23 protein-coding genes and 1 riboswitch are annotated in these 25,695 nt (G+C 73.4%); of the genes, 9 read left to right on the top strand and 14 right to left on the bottom strand.

Annotation, left to right across the window (positions count from 1 at the left end):
• Positions 1-78: 78 nt before the first annotated feature.
• Positions 79-621, bottom strand: coding sequence for a hypothetical protein (locus ACZ45Q_RS24480; RefSeq protein WP_468264979.1), 543 nt, complete (start codon positions 619-621; stop codon positions 79-81).
• 169 nt (positions 622-790) lie between these two features.
• Positions 791-1,789, bottom strand: coding sequence for a fibronectin type III domain-containing protein (locus ACZ45Q_RS24485; protein WP_468264981.1), 999 nt, complete (start codon positions 1,787-1,789; stop codon positions 791-793).
• A gap of 396 nt (positions 1,790-2,185) precedes the next feature.
• On the opposite strand from ACZ45Q_RS24485, the gene ACZ45Q_RS24490 reads away from it, so the two are divergent.
• Positions 2,186-3,016: a glycoside hydrolase family 75 protein gene (locus ACZ45Q_RS24490; RefSeq protein ID WP_468264983.1), complete on the top strand. Its 831-nt coding sequence runs from the start codon at positions 2,186-2,188 to the stop codon at positions 3,014-3,016.
• 403 nt (positions 3,017-3,419) lie between these two features.
• Here ACZ45Q_RS24490 and ACZ45Q_RS24495 read toward each other — a convergent pair whose 3' ends face one another.
• The 4 genes from ACZ45Q_RS24495 to ACZ45Q_RS24510 form a co-directional block, all read right to left on the bottom strand.
• Complete coding sequence (locus tag ACZ45Q_RS24495; protein ID WP_468264985.1) at positions 3,420-3,830, bottom strand: PTS-dependent dihydroxyacetone kinase phosphotransferase subunit DhaM; 411 nt, start codon at positions 3,828-3,830, stop codon at positions 3,420-3,422.
• A complete protein-coding gene (gene dhaL / locus ACZ45Q_RS24500; protein WP_468264987.1) occupies positions 3,823-4,431 on the bottom strand; it encodes a dihydroxyacetone kinase subunit DhaL in 609 nt (202 codons plus the stop codon). The genes ACZ45Q_RS24495 and dhaL overlap by 8 nt, the downstream gene beginning before the upstream one ends.
• 49 nt (positions 4,432-4,480) lie before the next feature.
• A complete protein-coding gene (gene dhaK, locus ACZ45Q_RS24505) occupies positions 4,481-5,473 on the bottom strand; it encodes a dihydroxyacetone kinase subunit DhaK (protein WP_468264989.1) in 993 nt (330 codons plus the stop codon).
• A 408-nt stretch (positions 5,474-5,881) separates the two neighbouring features.
• Complete coding sequence (locus tag ACZ45Q_RS24510; RefSeq protein ID WP_468264991.1) at positions 5,882-7,267, bottom strand: cellulase family glycosylhydrolase; 1,386 nt, start codon at positions 7,265-7,267, stop codon at positions 5,882-5,884.
• A 374-nt stretch (positions 7,268-7,641) separates the two neighbouring features.
• Between ACZ45Q_RS24510 and ACZ45Q_RS24515 the strand changes: the two genes are divergently transcribed.
• Positions 7,642-8,583 carry an NAD-dependent epimerase/dehydratase family protein gene (locus tag ACZ45Q_RS24515; protein WP_468264993.1) on the top strand — a complete coding sequence of 314 codons (942 nt, stop codon included), beginning with the start codon at positions 7,642-7,644 and terminating at the stop codon, positions 8,581-8,583.
• A 71-nt stretch (positions 8,584-8,654) separates the two neighbouring features.
• Positions 8,655-12,092 carry an aminotransferase class I/II-fold pyridoxal phosphate-dependent enzyme gene (locus ACZ45Q_RS24520; RefSeq protein WP_468265222.1) on the top strand — a complete coding sequence of 1,146 codons (3,438 nt, stop codon included), beginning with the start codon at positions 8,655-8,657 and terminating at the stop codon, positions 12,090-12,092.
• A gap of 10 nt (positions 12,093-12,102) precedes the next feature.
• On the opposite strand, the gene ACZ45Q_RS24525 is transcribed toward ACZ45Q_RS24520, so the two are convergent.
• The 4 genes from ACZ45Q_RS24525 to ACZ45Q_RS24540 form a co-directional block, all read right to left on the bottom strand.
• Complete coding sequence (locus tag ACZ45Q_RS24525) at positions 12,103-12,678, bottom strand: toxin (protein ID WP_468264995.1); 576 nt, start codon at positions 12,676-12,678, stop codon at positions 12,103-12,105.
• Positions 12,675-13,130 carry a helix-turn-helix domain-containing protein gene (locus ACZ45Q_RS24530; RefSeq protein WP_468264997.1) on the bottom strand — a complete coding sequence of 152 codons (456 nt, stop codon included), beginning with the start codon at positions 13,128-13,130 and terminating at the stop codon, positions 12,675-12,677. Before ACZ45Q_RS24530 ends, ACZ45Q_RS24525 begins: the two co-directional genes overlap by 4 nt.
• Positions 13,131-13,483: 353 nt before the next feature.
• Complete coding sequence (locus ACZ45Q_RS24535; protein ID WP_468264999.1) at positions 13,484-14,641, bottom strand: MAB_1171c family putative transporter; 1,158 nt, start codon at positions 14,639-14,641, stop codon at positions 13,484-13,486.
• Positions 14,642-14,712: 71 nt separating this feature from the next.
• A complete protein-coding gene (locus ACZ45Q_RS24540) occupies positions 14,713-15,450 on the bottom strand; it encodes a TetR/AcrR family transcriptional regulator (protein ID WP_468265001.1) in 738 nt (245 codons plus the stop codon).
• Positions 15,451-15,646: 196 nt separating this feature from the next.
• Positions 15,647-15,768: riboswitch (cobalamin riboswitch) on the top strand.
• Positions 15,769-15,829: 61 nt separating this feature from the next.
• Between ACZ45Q_RS24540 and ACZ45Q_RS24545 the strand changes: the two genes are divergently transcribed.
• From ACZ45Q_RS24545 to ctaF, 4 genes are all read left to right on the top strand, one after another.
• On the top strand, positions 15,830-16,207 hold the full coding sequence (locus ACZ45Q_RS24545) for a (2Fe-2S) ferredoxin domain-containing protein (RefSeq protein WP_468265003.1): 378 nt from the start codon (positions 15,830-15,832) through the stop codon (positions 16,205-16,207).
• Between the two features lie 138 nt (positions 16,208-16,345).
• Positions 16,346-17,518, top strand: coding sequence for a CaiB/BaiF CoA transferase family protein (locus ACZ45Q_RS24550; protein WP_468265005.1), 1,173 nt, complete (start codon positions 16,346-16,348; stop codon positions 17,516-17,518).
• A 58-nt stretch (positions 17,519-17,576) separates the two neighbouring features.
• Positions 17,577-19,253: an aa3-type cytochrome oxidase subunit I gene (ctaD, locus tag ACZ45Q_RS24555; RefSeq protein WP_468265007.1), complete on the top strand. Its 1,677-nt coding sequence runs from the start codon at positions 17,577-17,579 to the stop codon at positions 19,251-19,253.
• A complete protein-coding gene (gene ctaF / locus ACZ45Q_RS24560) occupies positions 19,250-19,633 on the top strand; it encodes an aa3-type cytochrome oxidase subunit IV (RefSeq protein WP_468265009.1) in 384 nt (127 codons plus the stop codon). The genes ctaD and ctaF overlap by 4 nt, the downstream gene beginning before the upstream one ends.
• A gap of 2 nt (positions 19,634-19,635) precedes the next feature.
• Here the strand turns inward: ctaF and qcrB are convergent, their stop codons facing one another.
• The 4 genes from qcrB to ACZ45Q_RS24580 form a co-directional block, all read right to left on the bottom strand.
• The gene (gene qcrB / locus ACZ45Q_RS24565; protein WP_468265011.1) at positions 19,636-21,285 is read right to left on the bottom strand and encodes a cytochrome bc1 complex cytochrome b subunit; all 1,650 of its coding nucleotides are present in this window, start codon (positions 21,283-21,285) and stop codon (positions 19,636-19,638) included.
• 43 nt (positions 21,286-21,328) lie between these two features.
• Positions 21,329-21,679 carry a DUF8129 domain-containing protein gene (locus tag ACZ45Q_RS24570; protein ID WP_468265013.1) on the bottom strand — a complete coding sequence of 117 codons (351 nt, stop codon included), beginning with the start codon at positions 21,677-21,679 and terminating at the stop codon, positions 21,329-21,331.
• Between the two features lie 90 nt (positions 21,680-21,769).
• The gene (locus ACZ45Q_RS24575) at positions 21,770-22,120 is read right to left on the bottom strand and encodes a DUF6479 family protein (RefSeq protein ID WP_468265015.1); all 351 of its coding nucleotides are present in this window, start codon (positions 22,118-22,120) and stop codon (positions 21,770-21,772) included.
• Between the two features lie 37 nt (positions 22,121-22,157).
• Positions 22,158-22,562 carry a ChaB family protein gene (locus tag ACZ45Q_RS24580; protein WP_468265224.1) on the bottom strand — a complete coding sequence of 135 codons (405 nt, stop codon included), beginning with the start codon at positions 22,560-22,562 and terminating at the stop codon, positions 22,158-22,160.
• Between the two features lie 134 nt (positions 22,563-22,696).
• On the opposite strand from ACZ45Q_RS24580, the gene ACZ45Q_RS24585 reads away from it, so the two are divergent.
• Together ACZ45Q_RS24585 and ACZ45Q_RS24590 are read left to right on the top strand one after the other, a co-directional pair.
• Positions 22,697-23,071, top strand: a complete 375-nt coding sequence (locus ACZ45Q_RS24585) for a four-helix bundle copper-binding protein (RefSeq protein WP_468265017.1) — start codon at positions 22,697-22,699, stop codon at positions 23,069-23,071.
• A 222-nt stretch (positions 23,072-23,293) separates the two neighbouring features.
• A complete protein-coding gene (locus tag ACZ45Q_RS24590) occupies positions 23,294-25,618 on the top strand; it encodes a serine/threonine-protein kinase (RefSeq protein ID WP_468265019.1) in 2,325 nt (774 codons plus the stop codon).
• Positions 25,619-25,695: the final 77 nt, after the last annotated feature.

The raw sequence follows: 25,695 nt of genomic DNA on the forward strand, positions 1-25,695 counted from the left end.
CAGAGCCGGTAGGTCGAGCTTCGGTACGGCTGAGACTCGGTACGGCTCAGATCCGGTACGGCAGAGACTCGGTACGGTTCAGAACCGGTACGGCTTGGAGCGGCGGCGCAGGAACCAGGCCGCGGCGATCACACCGGTGCCGACCAGCGCGCCCCCGGCCGCGAGCGTGATCGTGCCGTAGTCCTCGACCGCGCCGCCGAAGCCGCCCATCACCCCGCGCGAGGGGGAAGCCGAGGGGGAGGGCGTGCGGCTGGGCGACGGCGCGGGCGAGACGATGACCGTCTGGGTGCCCGCGGTGCTGTTGTTGGAGCACACCACGACGACCGTGTAGGTGCCGGGGCTGACGTCCGACCACGCGGCCGACTGGCCGGCGCTGGTCCCCGACAGCGCCACCTGGCGCCCCTGGGCGAAGCTCGACTGGCCGCTGCTGAGCAGCGAGGCGGTGCCCCAACTGCCGTTGAGCCGGCCGCAGGCGGTGGTGGTGACCGAGACCGTGGAGCCGGTGGTGCTCACGGAGATGCCCGGTCCCGCGGCGGCCGGCCCGGCGGTCAGGGCGAGGGGCAGCGCGGCCGCGGCTGCCACGGTCAGGCCGGAGCGGAGAAGTGGCTGAGAGATGCGCATGTGGACTGCCCTCCGGCGGCACGGTCGGCGGAACATCCCTGGCACCGCCGAAAGGGGAACGCCGTGCTGCCTCAGACGCAGCCAACAGGGCGCCGGTACGGCCCGCATGCCGAGCGCATCCGGCCAGGTGACGCGGGCATCCCGGCCCGTTCCCGTCCCCGGTGTGGTGTCAGCGGTCGCCGGTCGTCACCGTCCGCTCCGCGGAGAAGCCGCCCCAGGTCCCGTCGGGCAGCTTCGCCCGGACCCGCACCCGGTGCGTGACGCCGGCCTTCTCACCCGCGTAGAAGCGGTACTCGGCCCGGTCGCGCGGGGCGTCGCCGCCGAACACCAGCGAGGTGGCCGGGCGCCGGTCGAGCTGGACCTCGTACTCGGTGATCACCCCGTCGGTGCGGGGCGGCACCCAGGTCAGGTCGATGTAGTAGCCCCCGTCCGCGCCGTGGCTGCTCGCGCGCAGCTCCGTCGGCGCGCCGGCCCGCCCGTCGTCGCGGCCCGGGGTCGTCAGCCGGACGGCGGCGCTGGGCGGGGAGACGTTGTCGGCCGCGTCCCGGGCCCGGACGGTGAAGACGTAGCGCGTCCCCGGGCGCAGTCCGCCGACCACCGCCGCCGTCTGGCCCCCGCCCACGCTGTGGATCTTGCTGTCGCCCTGGTAGACGTCGTACGAGGTCACGTCCCGGTCGTCACGCGCCGCGGACCACGACAGCTGGACGGACCGGCCCCCCACGGCCCGGCCCCGCGCCCCGCCCGGAGCCGTCGGGGGCGCGTCGTCCGCCGCGGCCGCCGCCGGCGTCGTCGCGCGGACCTCACGGCTGCGCGGCCCGAGCCGGCCCTCGGCGTCCCGGGCCCGCACGGTGAAGACGTGGCCGGTCGACGGGGCCAGCCGGGTGACGTCCACCATGCGCTCCTCGCCGGACACCTCCTCGACCTTGGTGCCGCCGCGGTACACCTCGTAGCGCTCGGCCCCGGGCACGGCGTTCCACATCACGTGCACGCTGGTCGCGCTCCCGGCCTCGGCGGTGACCCCCGTCGGCGCCGCGGGCAGCGTACCGTCGCCGTCCTCGGCGGCGCCCCAGCCGCAGGACGCGACCAGGGCGAGGGTGCCGCCGAGCAGCACACAGCGGTGCAGCAGGGTCCGAGCCGTGGACGCTGCCGGAGACGGAACCCCTCGCACGATCGGACCTCCCGGGGAGATGAAGCGACGGCATTGGTCCGGACCAATATGACCCGCTGACGCGACCACATCAAGAGGGGGTGGTGGTCCACATCGCGTGGGGGATGGGGTCGGGATGGTTGCCGACGGCCCGGAAGCGTTACGTATGCTGATTCCTCCCGCGGTCGAACTCCCCCGGAGGGGCGACGAGTTCGGCCGACGGCGCGGATCGCTGTCGTCGCTCGTCCCGCGCCGGCACGGGCGGTCGGGCGGCCGGAACCGGTACGGTTCGGCCGCCCGCCCCCTGTCCCGGGCGACGCGCGGGGCTGCCGCGGTGCGCTCCAGTACTGGACGAGAGGTCGATTGAGGGCCACATTGGGCGGAATGTCCGTCATGTCCCCCAGGAGAGGCCTTCACGTGCGTGCCCAGTCGCTGACCCTGGTCGCTGCGAGCGCCGCCCTGCTCGCCTCGACGACACCCCCCGACGCCCCCCACCCGGCACGGCCCGGCGTCCAGGCACGCCCCGAGTCCCCGGCACGGCCTGAGTCCCCGCCACGGCCCGGCGCCCAAGCACGCCCCGAGTCCCCGGCACGCCCCGGCTCCCACGCACCGCACGACGGCGGAGTCGACGCCGCCGACCTGCTGGCGAAGGTGCGCGACTGCGCCCCCGTCTCGCACGGGCGCTACCGCAGCGACGCCGGTGCCCCCGCCGACATCCCGGTCTGCGGCACCCGGGACGCCGTCTTCTGGAAGGCCGACCTGGACATCGACTGCGACGGGCAGCCCGGCGAGCGGTGCAACGGCCGGACCGACCCCTACTTCACCGCCGCCACCGCCTTCCCGCAGTCCGACGGCCGCCCGCTGGACGCCGAGACCCTGCCGTACATCGTCGTGCCCACCCCGAGCGGCGTGTGGGACCACCGCGAGCACGGGGTGCGCGGCGGCTCCGTCGCCGCCGTGGTGTACGAGGACCGTGTGCGGTACGCGGTCGTCGGCGACGTCGGCCCCCGCGAGATCATCGGCGAGGCCTCCTACGCCGCGGCGAAGGCCCTCGGCATCGATGCCGACCCGAAAGCCGGGGGAGTGCCGTCCGGCGTCACCTACATCGTCTTCCGGAACAGCCGCGTCGAGCCGATCGAGGACGCCGCCGCCGCCGAACGCACGGGGGAGCAACTGGCCCGCCGCCTGCTGGACGGGGCCCCGGCCGCCGCCCCGCGAGCCTCCGTCCCTCGAGCCGCCGGCGACTGAGGCCGCCGCCCGCAGAGCTGCCGACGGCGGCCGGCCGGGCGTCCTCGGGCGCGCGGCTCCGCGTGGCGCGCGCCGGTACGGGGGGTGTGGGCCGACCGCTGCGAGCCGCGGGCCGTGCTTCCGGCGGTGGCCGGCCGGGCGGCCTGGGCGCGCCGCTTCGCGCGGGGCGCCCGTACGGGCTGTGGGCCGACCGCTGGACGTGTCGCCTGCGCCGGCCCGCGGACGCGCCGGTCGGGCGGGGCCGGCGGCCCGGTGTCCCGGCTCCCGTCGTCCCGGCCGGGTTACTGTGCCGCCCCCGGCGGGGCTGCGCCGCGCCGGCCGGGCCCTCGGGGCCGACGGCACAGAGTGTGCCGCCGGACCGCGTTCCGGGCGCGCGGGCGCGGCTGCGGGCGCCGGTCCGCTGTCACGTCTTGCGGTACGAGTACGCCTCCATCGCCGCCGCCTCCACCGCGGCCAGATCCGCACCGGTGGCCGCCGTGACGACCGCGGCCACCGCGCCCTCGACGAAGGGCGCGTCGACCAGACGGGTGGGCTCGGGCAGTTCGTCGCCCTCGGCGAGCAGCGCCTTCACGGTGAGCACCGCGCTGCCCAGGTCGGTGAGCACGGCGACCCCGGCGCCCCGGTCCACGGACGCCGCCGCGGCGGCCACCAGCTCCGCGCTGGTGCCGAACCCGCCGCCCGCCGTGCCCCCCGCGGGGGCGACCGGCACCGCCGTGCCCCCGCCGGACAGCGCCTTCGCCAGCTCGGCCACGGACGCGGCCACCTCCGCGCTGTGCGACACCAGCACGATCCCGACCAGCTTCTCGTCACTCACCGGCGGCCTCCGCGGTCTCGGCGAGGGCCGCCAGGAGCAGTGCGGCCGACGTGGCCCCGGGGTCCTGATGCCCGATGCTGCGTTCCCCGAGATAGCTCGCCCTGCCCTTGCGGGCCTGCATCGGCGTGGTCGCCTCGGCCCCCTCCTCGGCGGCGGACCGCGCCGCGGCGAAGGACTCGCCGAGCGCGTCCACGGCCGGCACCAGCGCGTCGATCATGGTCTTGTCCCCCGGGGCGGCCCCGCCGAGCGTCCTGACCGCCTCCACGCCCGTCCGCAACGCCTCGGCCAGCTGCCCCGCGCTCACCTCGGCGTCCTCGCCGAGCGCCTTGCCGGTGCGGCGCAGCAGCGTGCCGTAGAGCGGTCCCGAGGCGCCGCCGACCGTCGAGACGAGCTGCCGTCCGGACAGCATCAGCACCGCGCCCGGCGTGGCGGGGGGTTCCTTCTCCAGCGCCGCCACGACGGCCCGGAAGCCGCGCTGGAGATTGCTGCCGTGGTCGGCGTCGCCGATGGGCGAGTCGAGGGCGGTGAGCCGTTCGGCCTCCCGGTCGACCGACGCGGCGGCCGCCGTCATCCAGCGGCGGAAGAAGTCGGCGTCGAGCACTGGATCTCCTTGCCTGGTAGGTACGGAGTGTTCTCTTCCCCGCCGGGCGTCACATGCCCCACCGCAGGCCGGCCGTCTTCACCGGGGCGTCCCACAGCCGCAGCAGCTCCTCGTCCACCTGGCACAGGCTCACCGAGGCGCCCGCCATGTCGAGCGAGGTGACATAGTTCCCGACCAGGACGCGGGCCACCGCCACACCCCGCTCGCCGAGCACCCGCTGCACCTCGGCGTGGAAGCCGTACAGCTCCAGCAGCGGCGTCGCCCCCATGCCGTTGACCAGCACCAGCACGGGGTTGCGCGGGGTGAAGTCGTTCAGGATCGCGTCGAGGGATGCCTCGGCGATCTCCGCGGCGGTCATCATCGGCCGCCGCTCCCGGCCCGGCTCGCCGTGGATGCCGATGCCCAGCTCCAGCTCGCCGGGCGGCAGGTCGAACGTGGGGCTGCCCTTGGCCGGGGTCGTGCAGGCGCTGAGCGCGACACCGAAGCTCCGGGAGTTCTCGTTCACCTGACGGGCGAGGGCCTCGACCCGCTCCAGCGGCTGCCCCTCGTCCGCGGCCGCGCCCGCGATCTTCTCCACGAACAGGGTCCCGCCGACCCCGCGCCGTCCGGCGGTGTAGAGACTGTCGGTCACCGCCACGTCGTCGTCGACCAGCACCTTGGCGACCTGGATGCCCTCGTCCTCGGCCAGCTCGGCGGCCATGTCGAAGTTCAGCACGTCACCGGTGTAGTTCTTGACGACGAACAGCACCCCGGCGCCGCTGTCCACGGCCGCCGCGGCCCGCACCATCTGGTCGGGCACCGGGGAGGTGAACACCTCGCCCGGACAGGCGGCCGACAGCATGCCGGGGCCCACGAACCCGCCGTGCAGCGGCTCGTGCCCCGAACCGCCCCCGGACACCAGTGCGACCTTCCCGGCCACGGGTGCGTCCCGCCGCACGATCACCCGGTTCTCCACGTCCACGGTCAGCTCCGGATGGGCCGCCGCCATACCGCGCAGCGCGTCCGCGACGACGGTCTCCGGCACGTTGATGAGCATCTTCACGGGTACCTCCTGGGAGGGGGAGCAGGCCGGTCGCTGACCTGTGTCCGGGTCGGCGGGCCCGTCGGACGGTCGGGGTGAGCGTCGGCCGGGCGCCGCTGTCGGCAGTATCGGTCCTGCGGCAGCGAAGGTCACGCGCGAGAGCGGCATGGGCGCGTCCCGGGGCCGTCGCACGCAGGCCGGAGCACGTCGGACTCGCACGGGCGAATCCCGGCCTCACGTGGCGGCCACCGCGGAACCGAGGGTGGAATGCACGGAATGCCGGAGATCTGGGAGCGCTCCCGGGCGCGGATGCGGAACGGGGCTCCGGCGACGGCCGGAGCCCCGTCGTCTTCCAGCCGGGGATGTCGTCCGTTCCTCAGTCGATGGGGACGGCGTCCGTTTCTCAGCGGGTGGGAGGCTGTCCGCTGCTCAGTCGGTGGGGAAGTTGTCCGCCGTGCTGATCCGGCTCTTGAGCAGGGCACCGGACTCCGTCAGCACGCCACTGCTGCTGTAGTCGGTGCCGTCGCAGGTGCCCGGCTTGAACGCCGCGCTGCCCTCATCGGCGTCGGAGTACGTCCAGTTCGCGTAGCTGATCTTCAGCTGGTCGAGCAGGTCCAGCCACGCGATGCTGCTCGCCCGGTCCACCGCACCTCCGCCGGTGTAGCTCACCGTGCCGAACTCCGAGACGAACAGGGGGAGTCGAGAGGCGGCCCGGCTCACCGCGGCGCGGTAGTCGTCCTTGTGGCTCGCGGCGTAGAAGTGGAACGCGTACATGATGTTGGTCGCGTTCACCGGGTTGTCGACGATCTCGCTCTCGTCGGAGCCGTCGGAGACGCCCAGCGAGGACCAGCCGCGGGTGCCGACGATGATCACGGCGTCCGGGTCGGCGGCGCGGATCACCGGGATGACCTGCTCGGCGTAGTTCTTGATGGCCGTCCAGCTCACGCCGTTGGGCTCGTTGGCGATCTCGTAGATCACGTTCTTCTTGTCGGCGTTGCGGGCGGCGACCGACCGGAAGAACGTCTTGGCGTGGTCCAGGTTGTAGTTCGGGTCGCCCGGCGTCAGGGTGTGGAAGTCGATCACCGCGTACATGCCTCGGGCCTCGGCCATGTCGACCAGGCCGTTCACCCGGCTGGTGAAGCCGGCCGGGTCGGTCTCGTAGCCCTGCTCCTGCACGTACATGGCGACGCGGAACAGGTCCGACTTCCACTCCGTCGCCAGTGCGTCCAGCGACGCGTCGTTGTAGCACTTGCCGAACCACTGGATGCCGTGCGTGCTCATGCCGCGCAGCTGGATGGGGCGGCCGTACTGGTTGCACAGGTTCACCCCGCACACCTTCAGCTGACCGTTGATCCCCACCGGGGTGCCGGTCGCGGGTGGGTCGGTCGGGGGGTCCGTCGGCGGGTCGGTGACGGAACCCGTGCACGTCACGCCGTTGAGAGTGAAGGACGTCGGCTCCGGGTTGGAGCCCGTGAAGGACCCCACGAAGCCCAGGTCGGTGGATGCGCCGGTGGCCAGCGTGCGGTTCCAGTCGACGCCGGTGGCGCCGACCGTGGCCCCGGACTGCGACCAGGTGGCGTTCCAGCCCTGAACGACCCTCTGTCCGGAGTCCGGCATGGTGAACTTCAGCGTCCAGCCGGAGACGGGGTCGCCCAGGTTGGTGACCTTCACCCCGGCCTGGAAGCCGCCCTGCCACTGGCTGGTGACGGTGTAGTCGACCCGGCAGCCGGTGGCGGCCGCGGCTGGGGGGCCGGCCACGGTCATCAGGCCCAGCCCCGTCGCCGCGGCCGCCAGTAATGTCACGAAGCGTTTCACAGCGTTCCTCCTCGTGCGAAGCGGAAACCCGTTTGGGAGCGCTCCCAAACGCGCCGGTCCGAGACCGTACACGGTGCGCGGAGGCGCGTACAGGCATCCGGCGCACGCATCCGGCGGTCAGCGTGCTCGAACGCCGGAGGGGACGGGGCCCGAGGGCGCGGAACCGGCGGGAGCGCGGCCGGAGGAGGCGGGCTCGCCGGGGCCCCCCGGGGGGAGCGGCGTGCAGCTCGGCGGCGATCCGGCCGCGCCGGGGTCCAGCCTGTCGGGGATGTGCTCGACGCGGGAGTCGGCGGTGCGGCGGCGCAGTCGTCCGACCGTCCGGCGCGCGGCCGGACGGTCACGGGAATGTCACACCCTCACGCTAGTGTGCGCACGTGAGTCTTCAAGTCGTTATAGGTTTTGGACCCGCAGGTGCCGCAACTGCTCGGCTCCTGGCGGAAAATGGTCATTCCGTACGGGTCGTCACCAGATCGGGCCGCAGCCCGGAGCCCGGTATCGAGCACGTGGCGCTGGACGCGGCGGACCCCACGGCACTGCGCGACGCCGTGCAGGGCGCCACCGCGATCCACGGTTGCGCCGCACCGCCCTACCATCGCTGGACGAGCGACCTGCCACCGCTCACCTCGTCGCTGTGCGCGGCGGCCGAGTCCAGCGGCGCCGTCCTGGTCCTGCTGGGCAACCTCTACGGATACGGCCCGGTGGACGGTCCCCTGACCGAGCAGCACCCCCTGGCCGCGACCGGGCCCAAGGGGCGGGTGCGCGCAGCCATGTGGGAGCAGGCGCTCGAACTGCACGAAAAGGGGCGGATCAGAGCCGTCGAGGTGCGGGCCTCGGACTTCTTCGGGCCCGGTGTGACCGACGGCGGTCATCTGGCCGCACGGGTCATGCCCCGGCTGCTGCGCGGCAAGCCGGTCTCCACGCTCGGTGACCCGGACGCCCCGCACAGCTGGACCTATGTGCCCGACGTGGCCCGGGCACTGGTGGAGGTCGCCGGGGAGGAACGGGCCTGGGGCCGGCCCTGGCACGTTCCGACCCCGCCTCCGCAGTCGGTGCGGGAGATGACCGGCCGCCTCGCCGCGGAGGCGGGGACGGCACCGGTCGAGGTGCGCGGGCTGCCGCCCGCCGTGCTCGCCGTCGGATCGGTCTTCTCCCCGCTGCTGCGCGAACTCAAGGAGATCCGCTACCAGTTCGACCGCCCCTTCGTCGTCGACTCCAGCGCCTACGAGTCCGCCTTCACGGTGCGGGCCACGCCCGTCGACGAGCAGATCCGGGCGACCGTCGACTGGTGGCGGCGACGACTGGCCGGCAACGGGTGATTTCGGTGAGAGGGGGAGATTCCACAGTGGACGCAGCACGACCGCACCACGACGACGTGGCGATCGTGGGGATGGCCTGCCGGTTCCCGGGGGCGCGCAACGTCAACCAGTACTGGCGGCTGCTGACGGCGGCGGAGCCGCAGTTCGCCACGGTGCCGGACTCGCGATGGCGCACCGCCGCCTTCCTCAGCGACTCGCTGCGCGACGCGTCCGCGGCGTACACGGACACCATGGCGCTGCTGGCGGACGTCGGCCATTTCGACGCGGTGCACTACGGCATCCCGCCGCGGCGGGCCCGGGCCATGGACCCGCAGCACCGCCTGCTGATCGACCTCGCCCGCGAGGCGATCCAGGACGCGGGATGGGAGGCCGACGGCTTCGACCGCGAGGAGACCTCGGTGATCACGTCCCTCACCGAGAGCGGCTACCGGGAGATCAGCACCCTGCAGATCCGCATGCGCCAGCTCGCCGGCGGGGAGTTCGGGGCCCGCGCGGACGACGACCGGTTCCGGGAGACGGTCCGCGCGGTCGACGGGCTGCACGGCACCTCCGTGGCCGGCCTGCTGCTCAACATGGGGCCGAACACGATCAGTTCGGTCTTCGACCTGCACGGCGAGAGCTACGCCCTGGACTCGGCGTGCTCCGGCGGGCTGATGGCGGTGGCCAACGCCGTGTTCGCCCTGCGCTCGGGCCGCTGCCGCATCGCCCTGGCGGGCGGCGCCCAGCTGGTCCTCACTCCCGACCTGCTGGTGGGCCTGTGCCGGATCGGCGCCATCTCGCGCAGCGGCCGCTGTCTGCCGTTCGGTGAGGGCGCCGACGGCTTCGTCCTCGGGGAGGGAGCCGGAGTCCTGGTGCTGCGGCCCCTGCGGGACGCGCTGGCCGCCGGGGACCGCGTCTACGCGGTGATACGGGGTGTGGGGACCGCCAACGACGGGACCGTCCAGGGCGGCATGCACCCCCAGGCGGCCGGTCAGCTCCGGGCGCTGCGCCGCGCCTACCGGGACGCCGGCCTGCCCCCGGGCGCGGTGGGCTATCTGGAGGCGCACGGCACCGGGACCACGGTCGGCGACCCGGTCGAGGTCGGCGTCCTGCGCGAACTGCGCGGCGAGCAGGGGCCGCCCGCCTTCCTCGGCGCGGTCAAGGCCCTGGTCGGGCACTCGCTCAACGCGGCCGGGCTGGCCGGGCTGATCAAGTCGGTTCTGGCCGTGCACCGGGGCGTCGTACCGCCCCAGCCCGAGTTCACCCTCGCCGACCGCTCCGCCCTCGACGCGGCGCGGCTGACCGTCCCCACCAAGCCGACGGTGTGGCCGACGGCCGACGAGCCGCGCCGGGCCGGGGTGAGCGCGTTCGGCTTCGGCGGCACGGGCGTGCACCTGGTGGTGGAGGAGTGCACCGCGGCACCGGCCCGCCCGGCCCGGGAGGACGGCCCCCGCCTGCTGGTGCTCAGCGCCCGCGACCGCGCCGGACTGGCCGGTTACGCGCGGGAGCTGGCCCGCACCCTCACCGAGGACCAGCCGACCCTGTCCGAGGTGGCGGGCACGCTGGCCCGCCGGACGCCGCTCACGGAGCATCTCGCGCTGGTCGCGCGGGACGCGGCCGACGCCGCCGCCAAGCTGTCCGCCGCGGCCGACGCCGTGGCGGCGGGCCGGACCGGCGACCTCGGGCCCGGGCAGGCGGTCGGCACGGTGACCCCCGGCGACCCGTCGGAGGCGGTCGTCCCGCAGCCGTCGGCGCAGTCCGCCGAGGCACGCACCGCCGCTCTCGAACAGCTCGCCGCCCGCGCGGTCACCGGCTCCGGGCTCCGCCCGGCCAGGGAGCCCGTACCGCCGTGCACGCTGCCGCCCAGCCCGCTCGCCCCGCGCCACCACTGGGTGGTGGACGAGTCGGCCACGGAGCGGGCGGTCGACGCCGGTCCCGCCCGCCCGGCCGAGGCGGAACCACCGGCGCGGCAGGCCGGCCCCGCTCGGTCGCCCGTGACGGAGCGCGTCGCGCTGCCGGCCGACGGTTCCTCCGTGGCGTCCGTGGTGCTCGAGGAGGTGTCCCGGACCGGTGTCTTCCCCCTCTCCGATCTGAGCGAGCGGATGGAGCTGGTGGGGGACCTCGGCTTCGACTCCCTGATGCTCCAGGAACTGGAGGTCGCGATCGGCAGACGAATACCGGGCTTCCGCACCGACGAGATCTTCTCTCCCGGCCTGACCATCGAGCGGCTGATCACCCTGATCGACCCGGACCACCGGCAGGAACCGGCCTCCGACGGGCCCGTGACCCTGGAGACCGGGCCGGAGTGGGACCCGGCGACCGCGCGCGTGGACGACTTCCCGGAGGTCACGCGGTTCGAGGAACGGCTGGAGTCGGTCACCGGCAGCGGTGCGGACTTCCCGTACTTCCGGGTCCACGAGGGCACCATCCGCGACCGGACGGTGATCGGCGGCCGGCCCTACCTGTCCTTCGGCAGCTACAACTACCTGGGCCTGTCCGGCCATCCGGCGGTCAACGAGGCGGCCCGCCGGGCGGTCGACCGCTACGGCACCTCCGTCTCCGCGAGCCGGGTGCTCTCCGGGGAACGGGACCTGACCGTCCGCCTGGAGCGGGCGCTCACCGACTTCCTCGGTGTGGGGGACTGCCTGGCGCTGGTCAGCGGCCACGCCACCAACGTCACCGCGATCGGGCACCTCGTCGGCCCGCACGACCTCGTCGTGCACGACGCGCTCGCCCACGACAGCATCCTTCAGGGCTGCGCCCTGTCCGGGGCGGCGCGCCGCCCGTTCGCGCACAACGACATCGGCCGGCTGGAGCACATGCTGCGGCTGAACCGGTCCCGGTTCCGCCGTGTGCTGATCGCCGTCGAGGGCGCCTACAGCATGGACGGCGACCTCGTCGACCTGCCCGCCGTCATCGAGCTGAAGCGTCGCTACGGCGCCCTGCTGATGGTCGACGAGGCGCACAGCATCGGCACGGTGGGCGAAACCGGCCGCGGGGTCGGCGAGCACTTCGGTGTCGACCGGTCCGACGTGGACCTGTGGATGGGCACGCTCTCGAAGGCCTTCGCCAGCTGCGGCGGCTACCTCGGCGGCTCGGAGCGGATGGTGCGCTGGCTGCGGCACACCCTGCCCGGCTTCGTCTACAGCGTCGGTCTCACCCCGGCCAACGCGGCGGCGGCACTGGCCGCCACGGAACTGATCACCGCGGAGCCGGAACGGGTGGGCCGGCTCCGGCGCAACGCCGGGCTGTTCCTGCGGCTGGCCGCGTCGCACGGTCTGGCGACGGGCTCCAGCGCGGGCACCCCGATCGTGCCGTGTCTCCTCGGCGACTCGGCACGGACCCTGCGTGTCGCCGACCGGCTGTACTCCCGGGGGATCGTCGCCGACCCGATCTTCCATCCGGCCGTGGAGGAGGGGCTGGCCCGGCTGCGCTTCTTCCTCACCAGCGAACACGACGAGGACGACATCCGGCACGCGGTGTCGGTCCTGGCCGAGGAGGTGACGGCCGCGGAACGCGGGACGGGATGAGCGGCGCACGTCAGATCAGGGTGCGTTCGATCCGGCTGAGCGTGGCGTGCTTCCCGGCGTCCTCGCTCTCCTCCGACTCCTGGGCCGGGGACGCGTCCTGCTGCTCGGTGCCGTGCAGCCGCTGGGACAGGAGGTAGGCGATGATCTCCGCCTCCTGTTCCTGGACGTCGTCGTAGGTCGCGCGCAGGAGCATGTCACGCACGAGGTCGGGGTCGAGGTTGGGGAAGAGGAGGCGTGCCGTCGCCTCGTCCAGCCAGCCCGCCCCGCGGTGGCAGCAGATGATGTGGCCCAGCTCGTGCAAGATGATGTGCTCCTGATGCGCGCTGGTGGTGTTGGCGTCGTAGAAGATGAGGTCCTCGTCGCGTGCGGCGACCCACATGCCGCACGGGTGCGAGGCCGGCATCTGCATCGGCACCAGGGTGATCGGGCGGCCCCGCACCTCGCCGAGGTGGCGGCAGAGTTCGGCGACGTCGGACAGGTGCGGCAGGTCGAGTTCGGCGAGCCGGCGCGCACCGTCCTTGCGGAGCCGCTTGAGCTGGCTGCGGCGGTCCTGCTCGGCCGGCCGGCCCTTCCTCGGGGCCCTCACTCGCGCTCCGGGGACTCGGCGGAGTCGGTGTCGGTGACCGGCGGCAGGCCCTGCAACTGCCGGTACTGGTCCATGATGGCCGTGATGGCCTGGAGGTTCTCCTTCTTCATCCCGGCCGCCCGCATCGCCACGGCACGGACGCCGGACTGGCGCAGCGCCTCGATGGCGGCGACCTCGCTGAGGACGGACTTGGCGACCTCGTCGTCGAAGAAGTAGGCGACGGAGACGCCGAAGAAGCGCGCCAGGGCCGCGAGGAGATCGGGTGAGGGGTTGGAGCGCTTGCCCGTCCGCAGCTGCGACAGATACACGGCGCCGACCCGGAGTTCGGGGTTGGCCCGCTTCAGCTCCTCGGCCACCTCGGCGTTGGTCCAGTGCCTGCCCTTGGGGCGCACCGTCCTGAAGAGGTCGTCCAGGCGCACGGCCAGCAGGGGCCGGTCGTCAGTCTCGGACATGGTCGATCTCCCTCCCGTCACCTCCCCGGCATAGCCCTCGGCTAAGTGACAGTCTCGCAGATTAGCGGACAGTTGACAATCGGCCGAGACTCCGCCAACGTTGGAGCCCGCAGATAGCTGGCAGCTAACTTGGCCTACGGGGGTAGTCGAGTTGGCTCCGGCCATGTGGCCGGCCCGGCCCACGAACCCGGGGCCGGGCCGGTGGGCGGGAGAAAATCGCCCGGACCGGAGAGAAACGGGGACCCCACGGGGGAGAACGGGGAAACCACGGGGGAGGAAGAACGGGGGAAACGGGGGAGAGAAACGGGAGAACCCGCCCGGTCTGACGGGGGATACAGGCCGGGCGGGAGCTCTCAACCCGCGCTCTTGAGTTTACTGTAGGCGGCGGCGACTTTGGCGAGCCATGCGACTTCCGCCGAGAAGTTGTCCGTATCACGGTCCTCGAAGTCGCCGGCGTCCTTGTTGTCGTCAGGGATGACGCCGGTCCGCTTGGCCTTGAGCGCCTGTCTGATCTGTGCCGCCTCGGCGTAGGCCTGCCGGTGCTCCTCGCTCACGCCCGGGCCCGGCCCGGCCGCCTCGCCCGCGGAACGGTCGATGTAGGGCCGCAGGTCCCGCCACCCGTCCCGTATCTCCACCACCCGCCGGTGCAGGCGGTAGTCGAGGTCGGAGACTGCGGCGTTCCCGGCCGGCTCCAGGACGATGCCGGGGGACGCCTCGTACAGATCCCGCCAGAGCGGGTAGAGCGCGCGGTAGGACCGGTAACTGCGCATCCAGTCGGCCAGTTTGGCGACGGAGGCGCCCCAGGAGGACATCGTCAGGCTGAGCGAGAGCAGGAAGATGCCCGCCGCGCTGAACAGGGACGGGGTCACCGTCCAGGCGCCGATGTCGGCACCGGCCGCCGCGGTGAGGATGTTGACCGTGCGGGCCGTGCAGTAGAGGAAGAGGACCACGGCGGCGACCGACAGCAGCCGCAGTGCCTGCCGCAGCGAGGCGTTGTCGGTCATCCGCGCGTACGGCCCGCACTGCCGGAAGATGGTCACGCACGGCACCGCCTGGGAGACGATGAAGAACAACAGGTAGGCGAGCACCAGCGGCTGCCCGCTGCCGGTGTCGAAGTCCGAGGACGGCCGGCCGGGGCCGTCGGCCAGGAAGAACAGCGCCGCCAGCAGGGCGTCGAGGCCGACGCCGGTGATCAGCCAGTAACGGGTCTTCTGCGCCGCCTTCTCGTCGGCGGTCGCCCAGTGCAGAAGGATGATCTGGGCGCTGACGCAGAAGGCGACCGCGGACAGGTGCATCACCAGGATGGCGAGGTTGCCGACGCCGAGGAAGCTTCCGCCGCCCATGGCGACGGCGCCCATCGTGAAGGTCAGGCACTGGAACAGCAGCGTGACCACCAGCGTGCGGTAGGCGCTGTCCCGCCAGCTGCGCCGCGCCTGGCACAGCCGGTAGACGAGAGCGGCGTACGACGATATCGCCGCGATGACGAAGCAGATGGTTCTGATGGAGTTCACGGCCTGATTCCTGTGGGGGGCGCCGCGCCTGCGGGGTGAGGGAAGAGCTGGGGACGGGAGGGGAGGAGCGGTCAGCCGGTGGCGTCGTGGTCGCCCAGCGGCACCTCGAGGCCGATGCCCTCGGCGGCCACGGCGACGGCGAAGTCGAAGAACCGCGCCTCGTCCCGGACGCTGTCGTGCGTGCGGCTGAAGACCTGGAACACCAGCAGCCCGATCAGATTGCTCCACAGCACGATGCCGCGCTCGATGATGTCCGAGAACGGAGCCTCGGGCACGCCGCCGAACAGCTCCACGGCCGCCGGCAGCAGCAGCGGCGGACCGGACACCGCCCTCCGGGGCGGGGTGAGTTCACCGGCCTCGAGGGCGGAGCGCACGATGCCGGCGAGCACCGCGGGGGTGCGCGAGGCGGGCGGGACCGTCTCCTGCGGGGCGTGGTAGCCCGGCACCGGCGAACCGTAGATCAGCGTGAACTCGGCGGGGTTGGCGAAGGACCACTCCCGCAGCGCGCGGGCGGCCGCCAGCAGCCGGGCACCCGCCGGGCCGCCCGCCTTCCTCGCCGCCTCGTCGGCCTGCTCCATCGCGGCGCCGGACGCGTCGTAGGCGTCCACCACCAGCGCGGTCAGCAGGTCGTCCCGGTGCGGGAAGACGGCTTCCACCTCGGTGACGGAGAGCCCGCCGGCGTCCGCCACGGCAGCCGTGGACAGCCCCGCGGCACCTGCCTTCACCAGCACGCGGCGCGCGGCGTCCTTGACGGCCGCGGGCCGCGCCTCGTCGTTGTCATCGGCCCGGTCTGTTGCGGAAACCTCCATGGCCCACACCGTACCCGGCGGCACCGGCCGTGCCGATCTCCGGTACCGGGGCCGTCCGCGCCGTGCATCCCGATCCGGCCACCCCCGGCGAACAGCGGAAACGGGGCAAAGTCCAATGAAGGTCCCCGGACCCTCGCCGTGCGCCGACTCCCGGGCGGGGATGGCATGATGACGGCGACAGGGCGACGGCGGTCCGAGGAAGCCGGTGGGAATCCGGCGCGGTCCCGCCACTGTGATCGGCGAGCGGATCCCTGCGGGCCACTGCCCCCTCGCGGGCGGGAAGGCCGGGACGAGCGGTGACCCGAGAGCCAGGAGACTCACGCGGTCGCCTCCTCCACCCACACCGGGGCGGATCTCCCCGGGGAGAGGAAGGTGCGGCATGCCCGCGAACCGGTCCGGGAACGCCTACGGACCCCGGCCGTGCCGGGTCGTCGTCTGCCGGGACTGCTGCTGCGGCAGCGCCAAGGTCACCGGCGTCGACCACGCGGCGCAGACAGCGCGCCTGCGGGCCGAGGTGCCCGTGCGCGTCTCCGAGTGCCTCGACGCCTGCGACCACGCCAACGTGGTCGTCGTACAGCCCTCCGCCGCCGGCCGCGCCGCCGGCGCCCGCCCGGTCTGGCTGGGACTGGTCAACGACCCCGACGCGACCGACGACATCGCCGCCTGGGCACGCGCGGGCGGCCCCGGCGTCGCCCCCATGCCGGAGATCCTCGGCCTGTACACCATCACCCCGCCGGGCAGGCGGAACCGGCCGTGACCGGGACCCTCCACCGGCGCGGAGCCCGCCCCCGCCCGCCGCGGCCGGCCGCCCCCGGTGGCGCAGGTCACGTGTAGCGACGGGGCCGCCGGTGCATGTCGTACAGGACACCGAACGCGAGACGAGGAGCCCGGGACGATGCCGACGACGAGCCGCGGTGCCGGAGAGGAGAGCGCCGGGGCGCTGGACGGGATCCGGATCGCGGACTTCTCCCGGGTGCTGGCCGGGCCGTACGCCACCATGCTCCTCGCCGACCTCGGTGCCGAGGTCGTGAAGGTGGAGCGGCCCGGCACCGGCGACGAGACCCGCGCCTGGCGCCCGCCCGCCGACGCCGACGGCACCTCCACCTACTTCCTCGGCGTCAACCGCAACAAGCGCTCGGTCGCCCTGGACCTGAGCACCCGTGAGGGTCGGGAACGGGCCCGGGAGCTGATCGCCCGCTCGGACGTCGTCGTGGAGAACTTCCGGCCCGGCACCATGGCCCGGCTGGGACTCGGGCCCGACGAACTGCTCGCCGCCGACCCGCGTCTCGTCTACTGCTCCGTCACCGGCTTCGGCACCGGAGCGGGCGCGGCACTGCCCGGCTACGACCTGCTGGTGCAGGCCGTCGGCGGACTGATGAGCGTCACCGGCGACCCCGACGGCGAACCCACCAAGACGGGCGTGGCCCTGGTCGACGTCATCACCGGCCTGCACGCCTCGCTCGGCATCCTCGCCGCCCTGCGCCACCGGGAGCGCACCGGCCGGGGCCAGCTCGTCGAGGTGAGCCTGCTCGGCTCCCTGCTGTCCGCCCTGGTGAACCAGGCGTCCGGATACCTCGCGGCCGGCGCCGTGCCGGGTCGGCTCGGCAACGCCCACCCGAGCATCGCGCCCTACGAGACGTTCCCCACGGCCGACCGGCCGATCGCCCTCGCGGTCGGCAACGACGGGCAGTTCGCCGCGCTCGCCACCGCCCTGGGACGGCCCGGCCTCGCCGGCGATCCGCGGTTTCGCACCAACCCCGACCGCGTCGCGCACCGGTCCGCGCTGCGCACCGCCCTGCGGGAGCTGCTGCGCACGCACGGCGCCGACCACTGGGCCGAGGTGCTGCCCGCCGCCGGTGTGCCGGCCGGACCGGTCAACACCCTCGACGAGGCCTTCGCCCACGCCGCTCGGCTCGGCGTCGACGCCGTCGTCGACGTCGGCGGAACCCGCCAGGTGGCCCATCCGATCCGGCTCGGTGACACCCCGGCGAGCTACCGGCTCCCACCGCCCGAGCTGGGCGAACACACCGGCGCCGTCTTCCCCGAAGGGGAGGCCGGCGGCGGCTGACGCCCCGTCCGGCGTGGCCCGGCGACTGCTCTCGCCGACCCTGGGTACCCTCCGCCGCATGGCGGTCGACCCCAGGACGGAGCAGCCGCGCCGCGCGCCGGCGCGGACACGGACGAACCGCACGCTCGGGCGTGCGCTGGTGCGGTGGGCGACGACCACCGACCACAAGGTCATCGGCAACCTGTACCTGACGACGTCCTTCTGCTTCTTCCTCTTCGGCGGCGTCCTCGCCCTGCTGATGCGGGCGGAACTCGCCCGTCCGGGGCTGCAACTGGTCAGTCAGCACCAGTACAACCAGCTGTTCACCGTGCACGGCACGATCATGATGCTGCTGTTCGCGACCCCGCTGTTCGCCGGGTTCGCCAACGCGATCATGCCGTTGCAGATCGGCGCCCCCGACGTCGCCTTCCCCCGGATCAACGCCCTGTCGTACTGGCTGTACCTGTTCGGCGGCCTGATGGTGGTGGCCGGGTTCCTGACGCCCCAGGGAGCGGCGTCCTTCGGCTGGTTCGCCTACGCCCCGCTGAACAACGAGGTCTTCAGCCCCGGCACCGGCGGCGACCTGTGGGTCATGGGCCTGGTGGTCACCGGCGTCTCCACCACGCTCGGCGCGGTCAACTTCATCACCACCATCCTGTGCCTGCGCGCCCCCGGCATGACCATGTTTCGGATGCCGATCTTCACGTGGAACGTGCTGTTCACGTCGATCCTGGTGCTGCCCGCCTTCCCGGTGCTCACCGCCGCGCTGCTGGCGCTGGAGGCGGACCGGAAGTTCGGCGCGCACATCTTCGACGCGGCCGGCGGCGGGGCCCTGCTGTGGCAGCACCTGTTCTGGTTCTTCGGCCATCCCGAGGTGTACATCGTCGCGCTGCCGTTCTTCGGCATCGTCTCCGAGATCATCCCGGTCTTCAGCCGCAAGCCGATCTTCGGCTACGTCAGCCTGATCGGCGCCACCATCGCGATCACCATGCTCTCGGCCGTGGTCTGGGCGCACCACATGTTCGCCACCGGGGCCGTGCTGCTGCCGTTCTTCTCGCTGATGTCCTTCCTCATCGCCGTGCCCACCGGGGTGAAGTTCTTCAACTGGATCGGCACGATGATCCACGGCTCGCTGTCCTTCGAGACGCCCATGCTGTGGTCCCTGGGCTTCATGGTGACGTTCCTGCTCGGCGGGATGAGCGGGGTCCTCATCGCCTCCCCGCCCCTGGACTTCCACCTGACGGACTCCTACTTCATCGTCGCCCATCTGCACTACGTGCTCTTCGGCACGGTCGTCTTCGCGATGTTCGCCGGCTTCTACTTCTGGTGGCCCAAGCTCACCGGCCGGATGCTCGACGAACGCCTCGGGAAGATCCACTTCTGGACGCTCTTCACCGGCTTCCAGATCACCTTCCTCGTCCAGCACTGGCTGGGCCAGCAGGGCATGCCGCGCCGCTACGCCGACTACCTGGCCGCCGACGGGTTCACCGCGCTGAACACCGTCAGCTCCATCGGGGCGTTCCTGCTCGGACTGTCCACACTGCCGTTCCTGTACAACGTCTGGCGCAGCCGCCACCGGGGCCGCGAGGCCGCCGAGAACGACCCCTGGGGCTACGGACGTTCCCTCGAATGGGCCACGTCGTGCCCGCCGCCGCGCCACAACTTCCACGCGCTGCCCCGGGTCCGCTCCGAGTCCCCGGCGTTCGACCTGCACCATCCCGACATCAGCCGACACGACCAGAGGCAGGTGCAGTGAAGACCGAAGCCCGACTGTTCGCCGGTGTGGCGGCCTTCTTCGCCGTCACCGCGGCCGGCTACGGCTGGTTCTCCGAGGAGCCCGCCGGCACCGCCGTACTGACCCTCGCCTTCCTGATGGCCGCGCTCGTCGCCTTCTTCCTCTTCGTGCAGTACCGGCGGCGCGGGTTCAGGGCCCAGGACCGCCGGGACGCCGAGGTCGCCGACACCGCCGGCCCGCTGGACTTCTTCCCGCCGCACAGCCCCTGGCCGATCACCGTCGCCGTGGGCTCCGTGGTCGTCGCCCTCGGCGTCGTCTTCGGCCTGTGGCTGGCCCTGCTCGGCTTCGGCGTGCTGGGGCTCGGTGTGTTCGGCATGGTCTTCCAGTACGCCGGCCGGTAGGCTCAGCGCTCCAGCTCGCCCGCGGACGGCTCCGACGCCCGGTCCGGGGCGCCGCCGTCCCCACCGTCCCCACCGTCCTCGACGTCCTCGACGCCGACCCGGTCGTCGTAGTACCAGGCGCTGAGCGCCGACCGCAGCCGCCGTACCCGCGGTTCCTCGCCCTCCTCGTCCACCGGTGCGAGCGGTGCCGGCAGCCGGCGGGTGCGCAGCACGTAGTGCTCCTCCTCGTCCAGCGGCTCATGGGCCGGGGCGTAACCACCGGCCAGGGTCTGCCGGACCTCGCCCGTCTCCTCGCCCTCGGCCAGCCGCTCGGCGTCCTTCTCCTGGAGGGCCAGGCAGATCCGCTTCGTCACCATGAAGGCCACCGGCGGCAGCACCACGAAGGCGATGCGGAACACCCAGGTCAGCAGGTTCAGCGAGACGTCGAAGACATGGGCGAGGATGTCGTTGCCGCCGGCCGCCAGCAGCACCGCGTACGCGCTGATCGCGGCGACGCCCAGACCGGTGCGCACCGGCTTGTCCCGGGGCCGGTCGCACAGATGGTGCTCGTTCTGATCGCCCGTCACCCACCGCTCGAAGAAGGGGTAGGCGTACAGCACCGCGAACAGGGCGCCCGGCAGCACCACCGCGGGAAGGAACACGTTCCACATGATCGTGTGCCCGGCCACCGTCGTCTCCCACGGCGGCACCAGCCGCAGCGAGCCCTCCAGGAAGCCGACGTACCAGTCCGGCTGGGACCCGGTGGAGACCACGTCGGCGCGGTAGGGGCCGTACGCCCACACCGGGTTGATCTGCGCGACGCCCGCCATCAGCGTCAGCACGCCGAAGACGATGAAGAACAGGCCCGCTGAACTCGCCGCGAACTGCGGGAACATCGGCTTGCCCACGGCGTTGCGGTTGGTGCGGCCCCGGCCCGCCCACTGGGTGTGCTTCAGGTGGAACACCAGGATCAGGTGGAGCGTGACGAGCGCGAGCAGCAGGCCGGGCAGCAGCAGGATGTGCAGCGAGTACAGCCGCGGGATCAGATCGTCGCCCGGGTACTCGCCGCCGAACACGAACATGCTGACGTACGTCCCCACCACCGGGATGGACAGCATGATGCCCTGCGCGATCCGCAGGCCCGTCCCGGACAGCAGGTCGTCGGGAAGGGAGTAGCCGGCGAAGCCCTCGGCGAGCGCCAGCAGGAACAGCGTCACGCCGATCACCCAGTTGGCCTCACGTGGACGGCGGAAGGCCCCGGTGAAGAACACGCGCAGCAGGTGCACGCCGATCGCCGCGAGGAACACCAGCGCCGCCCAGTGGTGCAGCTGACGCATCAGCAGACCGCCGCGCACGTCGAAGCTGATCTCCAGCGTCGAGGCGTACGCCTCCGTCATGGTCAGGCCCTGCAACGGCACGTACGAGCCGCGGTAGACCACCTCGTTCATCGACGGGTGGAAGAACAGCGTGAGCCAGACACCGGTCAGCAGCAGGACGACGAAGCTGTACAGGGCGATCTCGCCGAGCAGGAACGACCAGTGGTCGGGGAACGCCTTGCGCAGCAGCTTCCCGCCCTCGACGACGGGGAGCCGTCCGTCGGCCCAGTCGGCGGTTTCCTCGGCAGCGCGACGGGCCCGCGCACCGGCGCGGGCCCTACTCCTCTTCGACAACACGGCGCATGGGTTCCCCACCGGCCGTGCGGGAAACTACACGGCGCTACGTGCGGTCACCCTTCGGCTTGCCGAACTGGTCGGGCGTGCCGTGCGGCGGCGGGCTGTGCGGCTCGGGCGAGGTCGCGGGCGAGACGGGGGAGCCCGTCCGGCTCGCGCTCTGCTCCGGACGTACCGCGCCGGGGTCGCCGGACGACGGCTCGGAGCCCGAGCGCAACTGCTCCAGACGGGACGCCAGCAGTTCGGTCACCGGCAGCCGGTCGGCGTGCGACCGCTCGTAGGCCAGCAGCTCCTCCACGTCCTCGACACCCAGCGACCGGATGCGGCTCTCCAGCCCGCCGATGGGCAGATGGTCGTAGTCGGGCAGCGGCAGGGCGCTGCGGGCGGGGTCGGCCATGGTTCTCACTCCCTCTGTACGGCGGCCTCGGTGCTGTACGGCCTCGGTGCTGTACGGCTCCGGCGGAGCGGCGGACGGCTGCGGGGGCGGTCAGCCCGGCCCGCCGCTGCCGAACGAGCCGCTCGTGCCCTCGTCCCAGCGGCGCCGTTCCTGCTCGGGTGCGGTCCGGCTGCCCTGGTGCCGCAGCTCGTGCGGCAGCAGCCGCTGGTCGCTGTGGGGCACCTCGTCGGGCTCGCGGGCCTCCCGGCTCTCGCGGACGGGCCCGCCGTCGGGCGGATGCGGCTGCTCGGCGGGGTCCGGCGGCGGCGGCTCGCGGCGCTTGACGCGGATTCCCATCGCGAAGGCGCCGATCAGCAGCGCCACCACCACGATGCCCGCCACGATCAGGCCGACGCCCATGGCGCCGGAGGTCGCGGCCAGGTTCGTCCATGCGCTAGTCATGGGGCGCGAGTACCCCGGGCGTCCGCCGCCAACCTGCTCAGTCCGACCGGGCCGATCGCGTCCGCGAACGGTTGGCCTTGCGGATGGCACCGAGCAGTTCGTCCTTCGACATCCTGGAGCGCCCCTCGACGCCGAGCCGCTTGGCGACGTCGTACAGATGCTGCTTCGAGGCCTTCTCGTCGACTCCCTCGCCGCTGCGTCCGCCCCGTCCGCGCGGCCGGCCGGACTGCGGGTCCGAGGGGCCCTTGCGGCCGCCCTCCTTGCGCTCCCAGTGGTCACCGACCTTCTCGTACGTGTGCTTCAGCGCGCCGTACGCCACCCGGTGGGCGCGCTCGCCCTCGCCGTACTGGTCCACGGCCGAGTCGTGCGCCTTGATCCAGGTGCGCTGGGCGTCCCGGGAGGACCGCTCCAGGGTCGACGGGAGTTCCTGCCGTCCCGGCATGTCGTCCACCTCCGTGATGGTCGCTTGCGGAGCGTCACGGGTGCCCCGGGGACGCGGCCGGAAAACGAGCCGGAACCCTTGGGAACACCGGCATCGGAGGGTTTGGCGGCCGATGCGGCGGCAACCCGCGCGGTGTGACCACGACGCCTTCACAGCAGGAGCTGTTCCGGTTCCTGGAGGACCGCTTCGCATGCGCTCAGGCGTGCACGGAGTGCGCGCGGGCCTGTGCGCTGCGCGCGAGCCTCGTGGACCCGGACGGCACCGAGAACCAGGAACTCGTACGACGCAAGGGCATCATGTGCGCGGAGGTGTGCGACGCGACCTGCCGCGTGCTGTCCGAGCAGAACCAGGCGGACGAGGCCGCGATCCGCGTCCAGGTGGAATGGTGCCGGCAGGTGTGCCTGGAGAGCGCGCACGTCTTCGACCAGCAGCCCGGCGCGGAGGAGAGCGCACAGGCGTGCCGCGCCTGCGCCCGGGCCTGCGACGAATTCCTCACGACGCTGCGCTGACGGACCACGGGCCGGGGAACGCCGCGGAGTGGGGCGTGGTGAGCGCCTCGGCAGGGCACGGCGACGGTGGCGCCAGGGCGATTGCGCCCAGGCGCGTGCGGTGCGCCACCGTGGCCGGTACCGGCTCCCGTGCACGTCCGGCACCGTACAAATCCGGACCATAGCCCGCCATACTGGACGGGCCAGGGGAGGGCGGAGCGACTGCGACGGGGGCGCGCTTCTATGGGGGACAGCACGCTGATCCAGGGCCGGTACCGGCTGCTCGACCTGATCGGGCGCGGCGGCATGGGAGAGGTGTGGCGGGCACGGGACGAGTCGCTCGGCCGCCGGGTCGCCGTCAAGTGCCTCAAGCCGCTCGGCGGCCACCACGACCAGTCCCTCGCCCGCGTGCTCCGGGAGCGGTTCCGGCGCGAGGCCCGCGTCGCCGCCGCCCTCCAGCACCGCGGGGTGACCGTCGTGCACGACTTCGGGGAGTCCGACGGCGTGCTGTTCCTGGTCATGGAGCTGCTGCGGGGCCGCAACCTCAGCCAGCTCCTGGAGGACAACCGGCACCACCCGCTGCCGCTGCCCGACGTCGTCGACATCGCCGAACAGGTGGCCGCCGCGCTCGCCTACACCCACGAGCAGGGCATCGTGCACCGGGACCTGAAGCCCGCCAACATCGTCCGGCTCGCCGACGGCACGGTGAAGATCTGCGACTTCGGCATCGCCCGGCTCGGCCGCGACGTCGGCTTCACCGCCCGGCTGACCGGCACGGGCGTCGCCATGGGAACCCCGCACTACATGTCACCCGAGCAGATCGGCGGCAGCGACGTCGACCTGCGCAGCGACCTGTACTCGCTGGGCTGCGTGCTCTACGAGATCGCCACCGGCGCCCCGCCGTTCGACCTCGACGACGCGTGGGCGGTCCTGGTCGGCCACCGCGACACCCCGCCGGAGCCGCCCCGCCGCCACCGCCCCGACCTGCCGCGCTCCCTGGAGCGGCTGATCCTCGACCTGCTCGCCAAGCGGCCCGAGCAGCGCCCGGCCGACGCCGGGGAACTGCTGCGCCGGATCACCGCCGAGCGCTCCGCCTCCGCCCGTCCGCCCGCCACCGCACGGGCGGGGGGCCCGGACCCGGAACCTCCGGGGGCGCCGGACGGCGCGGGGCTGCCCTCCTGGTCGCACGGCATGGCGGCCGGCCACCAGGCGGCCGGCCGCGGCCCGCGCCGGACCCCGCCCGACCACCCGGCGTCCGGACTGTCCGGCGCCTGGACGTCCGGCATCTCCGGCGCCTGGACGCCCGGCCGCTCCGGCGACCGGACCCCGCGACCGACGGCCGCCGAGACCGTGCCCGCACCCCGGGCCGGGGCCCCCGAGGTCCCGCAGGAGCGGACCGCCCCGGCGCCGGAAGCCGTCGCCGCTCTCGCCGCGCGGCACGACGCGGGCCTGAGCCTGGGCCGGCTCGGCCGCTGGATGCAGGCCGGCGAGGTGCACCGCGCGGTCGCCGCCGAACGCGAACACCTGCTTGGCCCCCGCCATCCGCACACCCTCGCCAGCCGCCACGAGGTCGCCTTCAGCCTCAGCCGCACCGGCCGCGCCGCCGACGCACTGCGCGTCTACCGGCAGGTCGCCGAGGCCCGTGCCGGCGTGCTCGGCGCCGACCATCCGGACACCCTGGCCACCCGCCAGGAGATGGCCTACGTCCTCGGAAGGCTGGGCCGCCACCGCGACGCGCACCGGGTCTACGCGGCCGTGCTCGCCGCCCGCGAGGCCACCATGGGCGCCGACCACCCCGACACCCTGCGCTGCCGGCACAACCTCGCCTTCAGCCTGGGCCGGCTGGGCCGGGCGGCGGACTCCCACCGGATGGCCCGCGAGGTGGCCGCCGCCCGCGCCCGGGTGCTCGGGCCCGGCCATCCCGACACCCTGGTCACCCGCTACGAGGTGGCCTACGCGCTCAGCCGGCTGGGCCGCTGGCAGGAGGCCCTGGAGGAGTACCGGGAGGTCGCCCGCGGGCGCGCGGACGCGCTGGGCCCCGACCACCCGGACACCCTCGCGACCCGCTACGAGATCGGCATCAGCCTGGGCCGCCTAGGACGCAGCGCCGAGGCGCTCACGGTGTACCGGGCGCTGGCCGAGGACCGCACCCGCGTGCAGGGCGCCGACCACCCGGAGACCCTGCGCGCCCGGCACGGCCTCGGCGTCAACCTCGGCCGGCTCGGCCGCTGGGAGGAGGCGCTGGCCGAATCCCGCGCGGTGTGCGCGCTCCGCGAACGGGTCCTCGGTGCCGATCACCCCGACACCCTGGTCAGCCGGCGCGAGGTCGCCGTGGGGCTGGGCTGGCTGGGCCGCTGGGCGGAGGCGCTCACCGCGTACCGCCGGGTGGCCGCCGCCCGCGAGCGCCTCCTCGGTGCCGACCACCCGGACACCCTCACGGCCCGCGACGACGAGGCGCACTGCCTGGAGCGACTGGGCCACACCATCGAGGCCGCCGCCCTGTACCGCCGCGTGGCGGTCCGGCGCCGACGCCCACCGGAGAGCCTCCGCCCGCCGGCACCCGCGTAGGGGCCCCGAACCCGCGGTCCGGTTCTCCGCGCGGGCGGTTCTCCGCGCCGGACGGTTCCTCGGCCGGCTGGCCGCAC

The sequence above is a fragment of the Streptomyces sp. NPDC031049 genome, from assembly GCF_055571015.1.

Excerpts from the sequence above, each read along its gene's own strand:
- ACZ45Q_RS24480 (WP_468264979.1), bottom strand. The coding sequence starts at position 621 with ATGCGCATCTCTCAGCCACTTCTCCGCTCCGGCCTGACCGTGGCAGCC.
- ACZ45Q_RS24520 (WP_468265222.1), top strand. The coding sequence starts at position 8,655 with ATGGCCTGCCGGTTCCCGGGGGCGCGCAACGTCAACCAGTACTGGCGG.
- ACZ45Q_RS24530 (WP_468264997.1), bottom strand. The coding sequence starts at position 13,130 with ATGTCCGAGACTGACGACCGGCCCCTGCTGGCCGTGCGCCTGGACGAC.
- ACZ45Q_RS24540 (WP_468265001.1), bottom strand. The coding sequence starts at position 15,450 with ATGGAGGTTTCCGCAACAGACCGGGCCGATGACAACGACGAGGCGCGG.
- ACZ45Q_RS24545 (WP_468265003.1), top strand. The coding sequence starts at position 15,830 with ATGCCCGCGAACCGGTCCGGGAACGCCTACGGACCCCGGCCGTGCCGG.
- ACZ45Q_RS24550 (WP_468265005.1), top strand. The coding sequence starts at position 16,346 with ATGCCGACGACGAGCCGCGGTGCCGGAGAGGAGAGCGCCGGGGCGCTG.
- ctaD (WP_468265007.1), top strand. The coding sequence starts at position 17,577 with ATGGCGGTCGACCCCAGGACGGAGCAGCCGCGCCGCGCGCCGGCGCGG.
- ACZ45Q_RS24570 (WP_468265013.1), bottom strand. The coding sequence starts at position 21,679 with ATGGCCGACCCCGCCCGCAGCGCCCTGCCGCTGCCCGACTACGACCAT.
- ACZ45Q_RS24575 (WP_468265015.1), bottom strand. The coding sequence starts at position 22,120 with ATGACTAGCGCATGGACGAACCTGGCCGCGACCTCCGGCGCCATGGGC.
- ACZ45Q_RS24580 (WP_468265224.1), bottom strand. The coding sequence starts at position 22,562 with ATGCCGGGACGGCAGGAACTCCCGTCGACCCTGGAGCGGTCCTCCCGG.
- ACZ45Q_RS24590 (WP_468265019.1), top strand. The coding sequence starts at position 23,294 with ATGGGGGACAGCACGCTGATCCAGGGCCGGTACCGGCTGCTCGACCTG.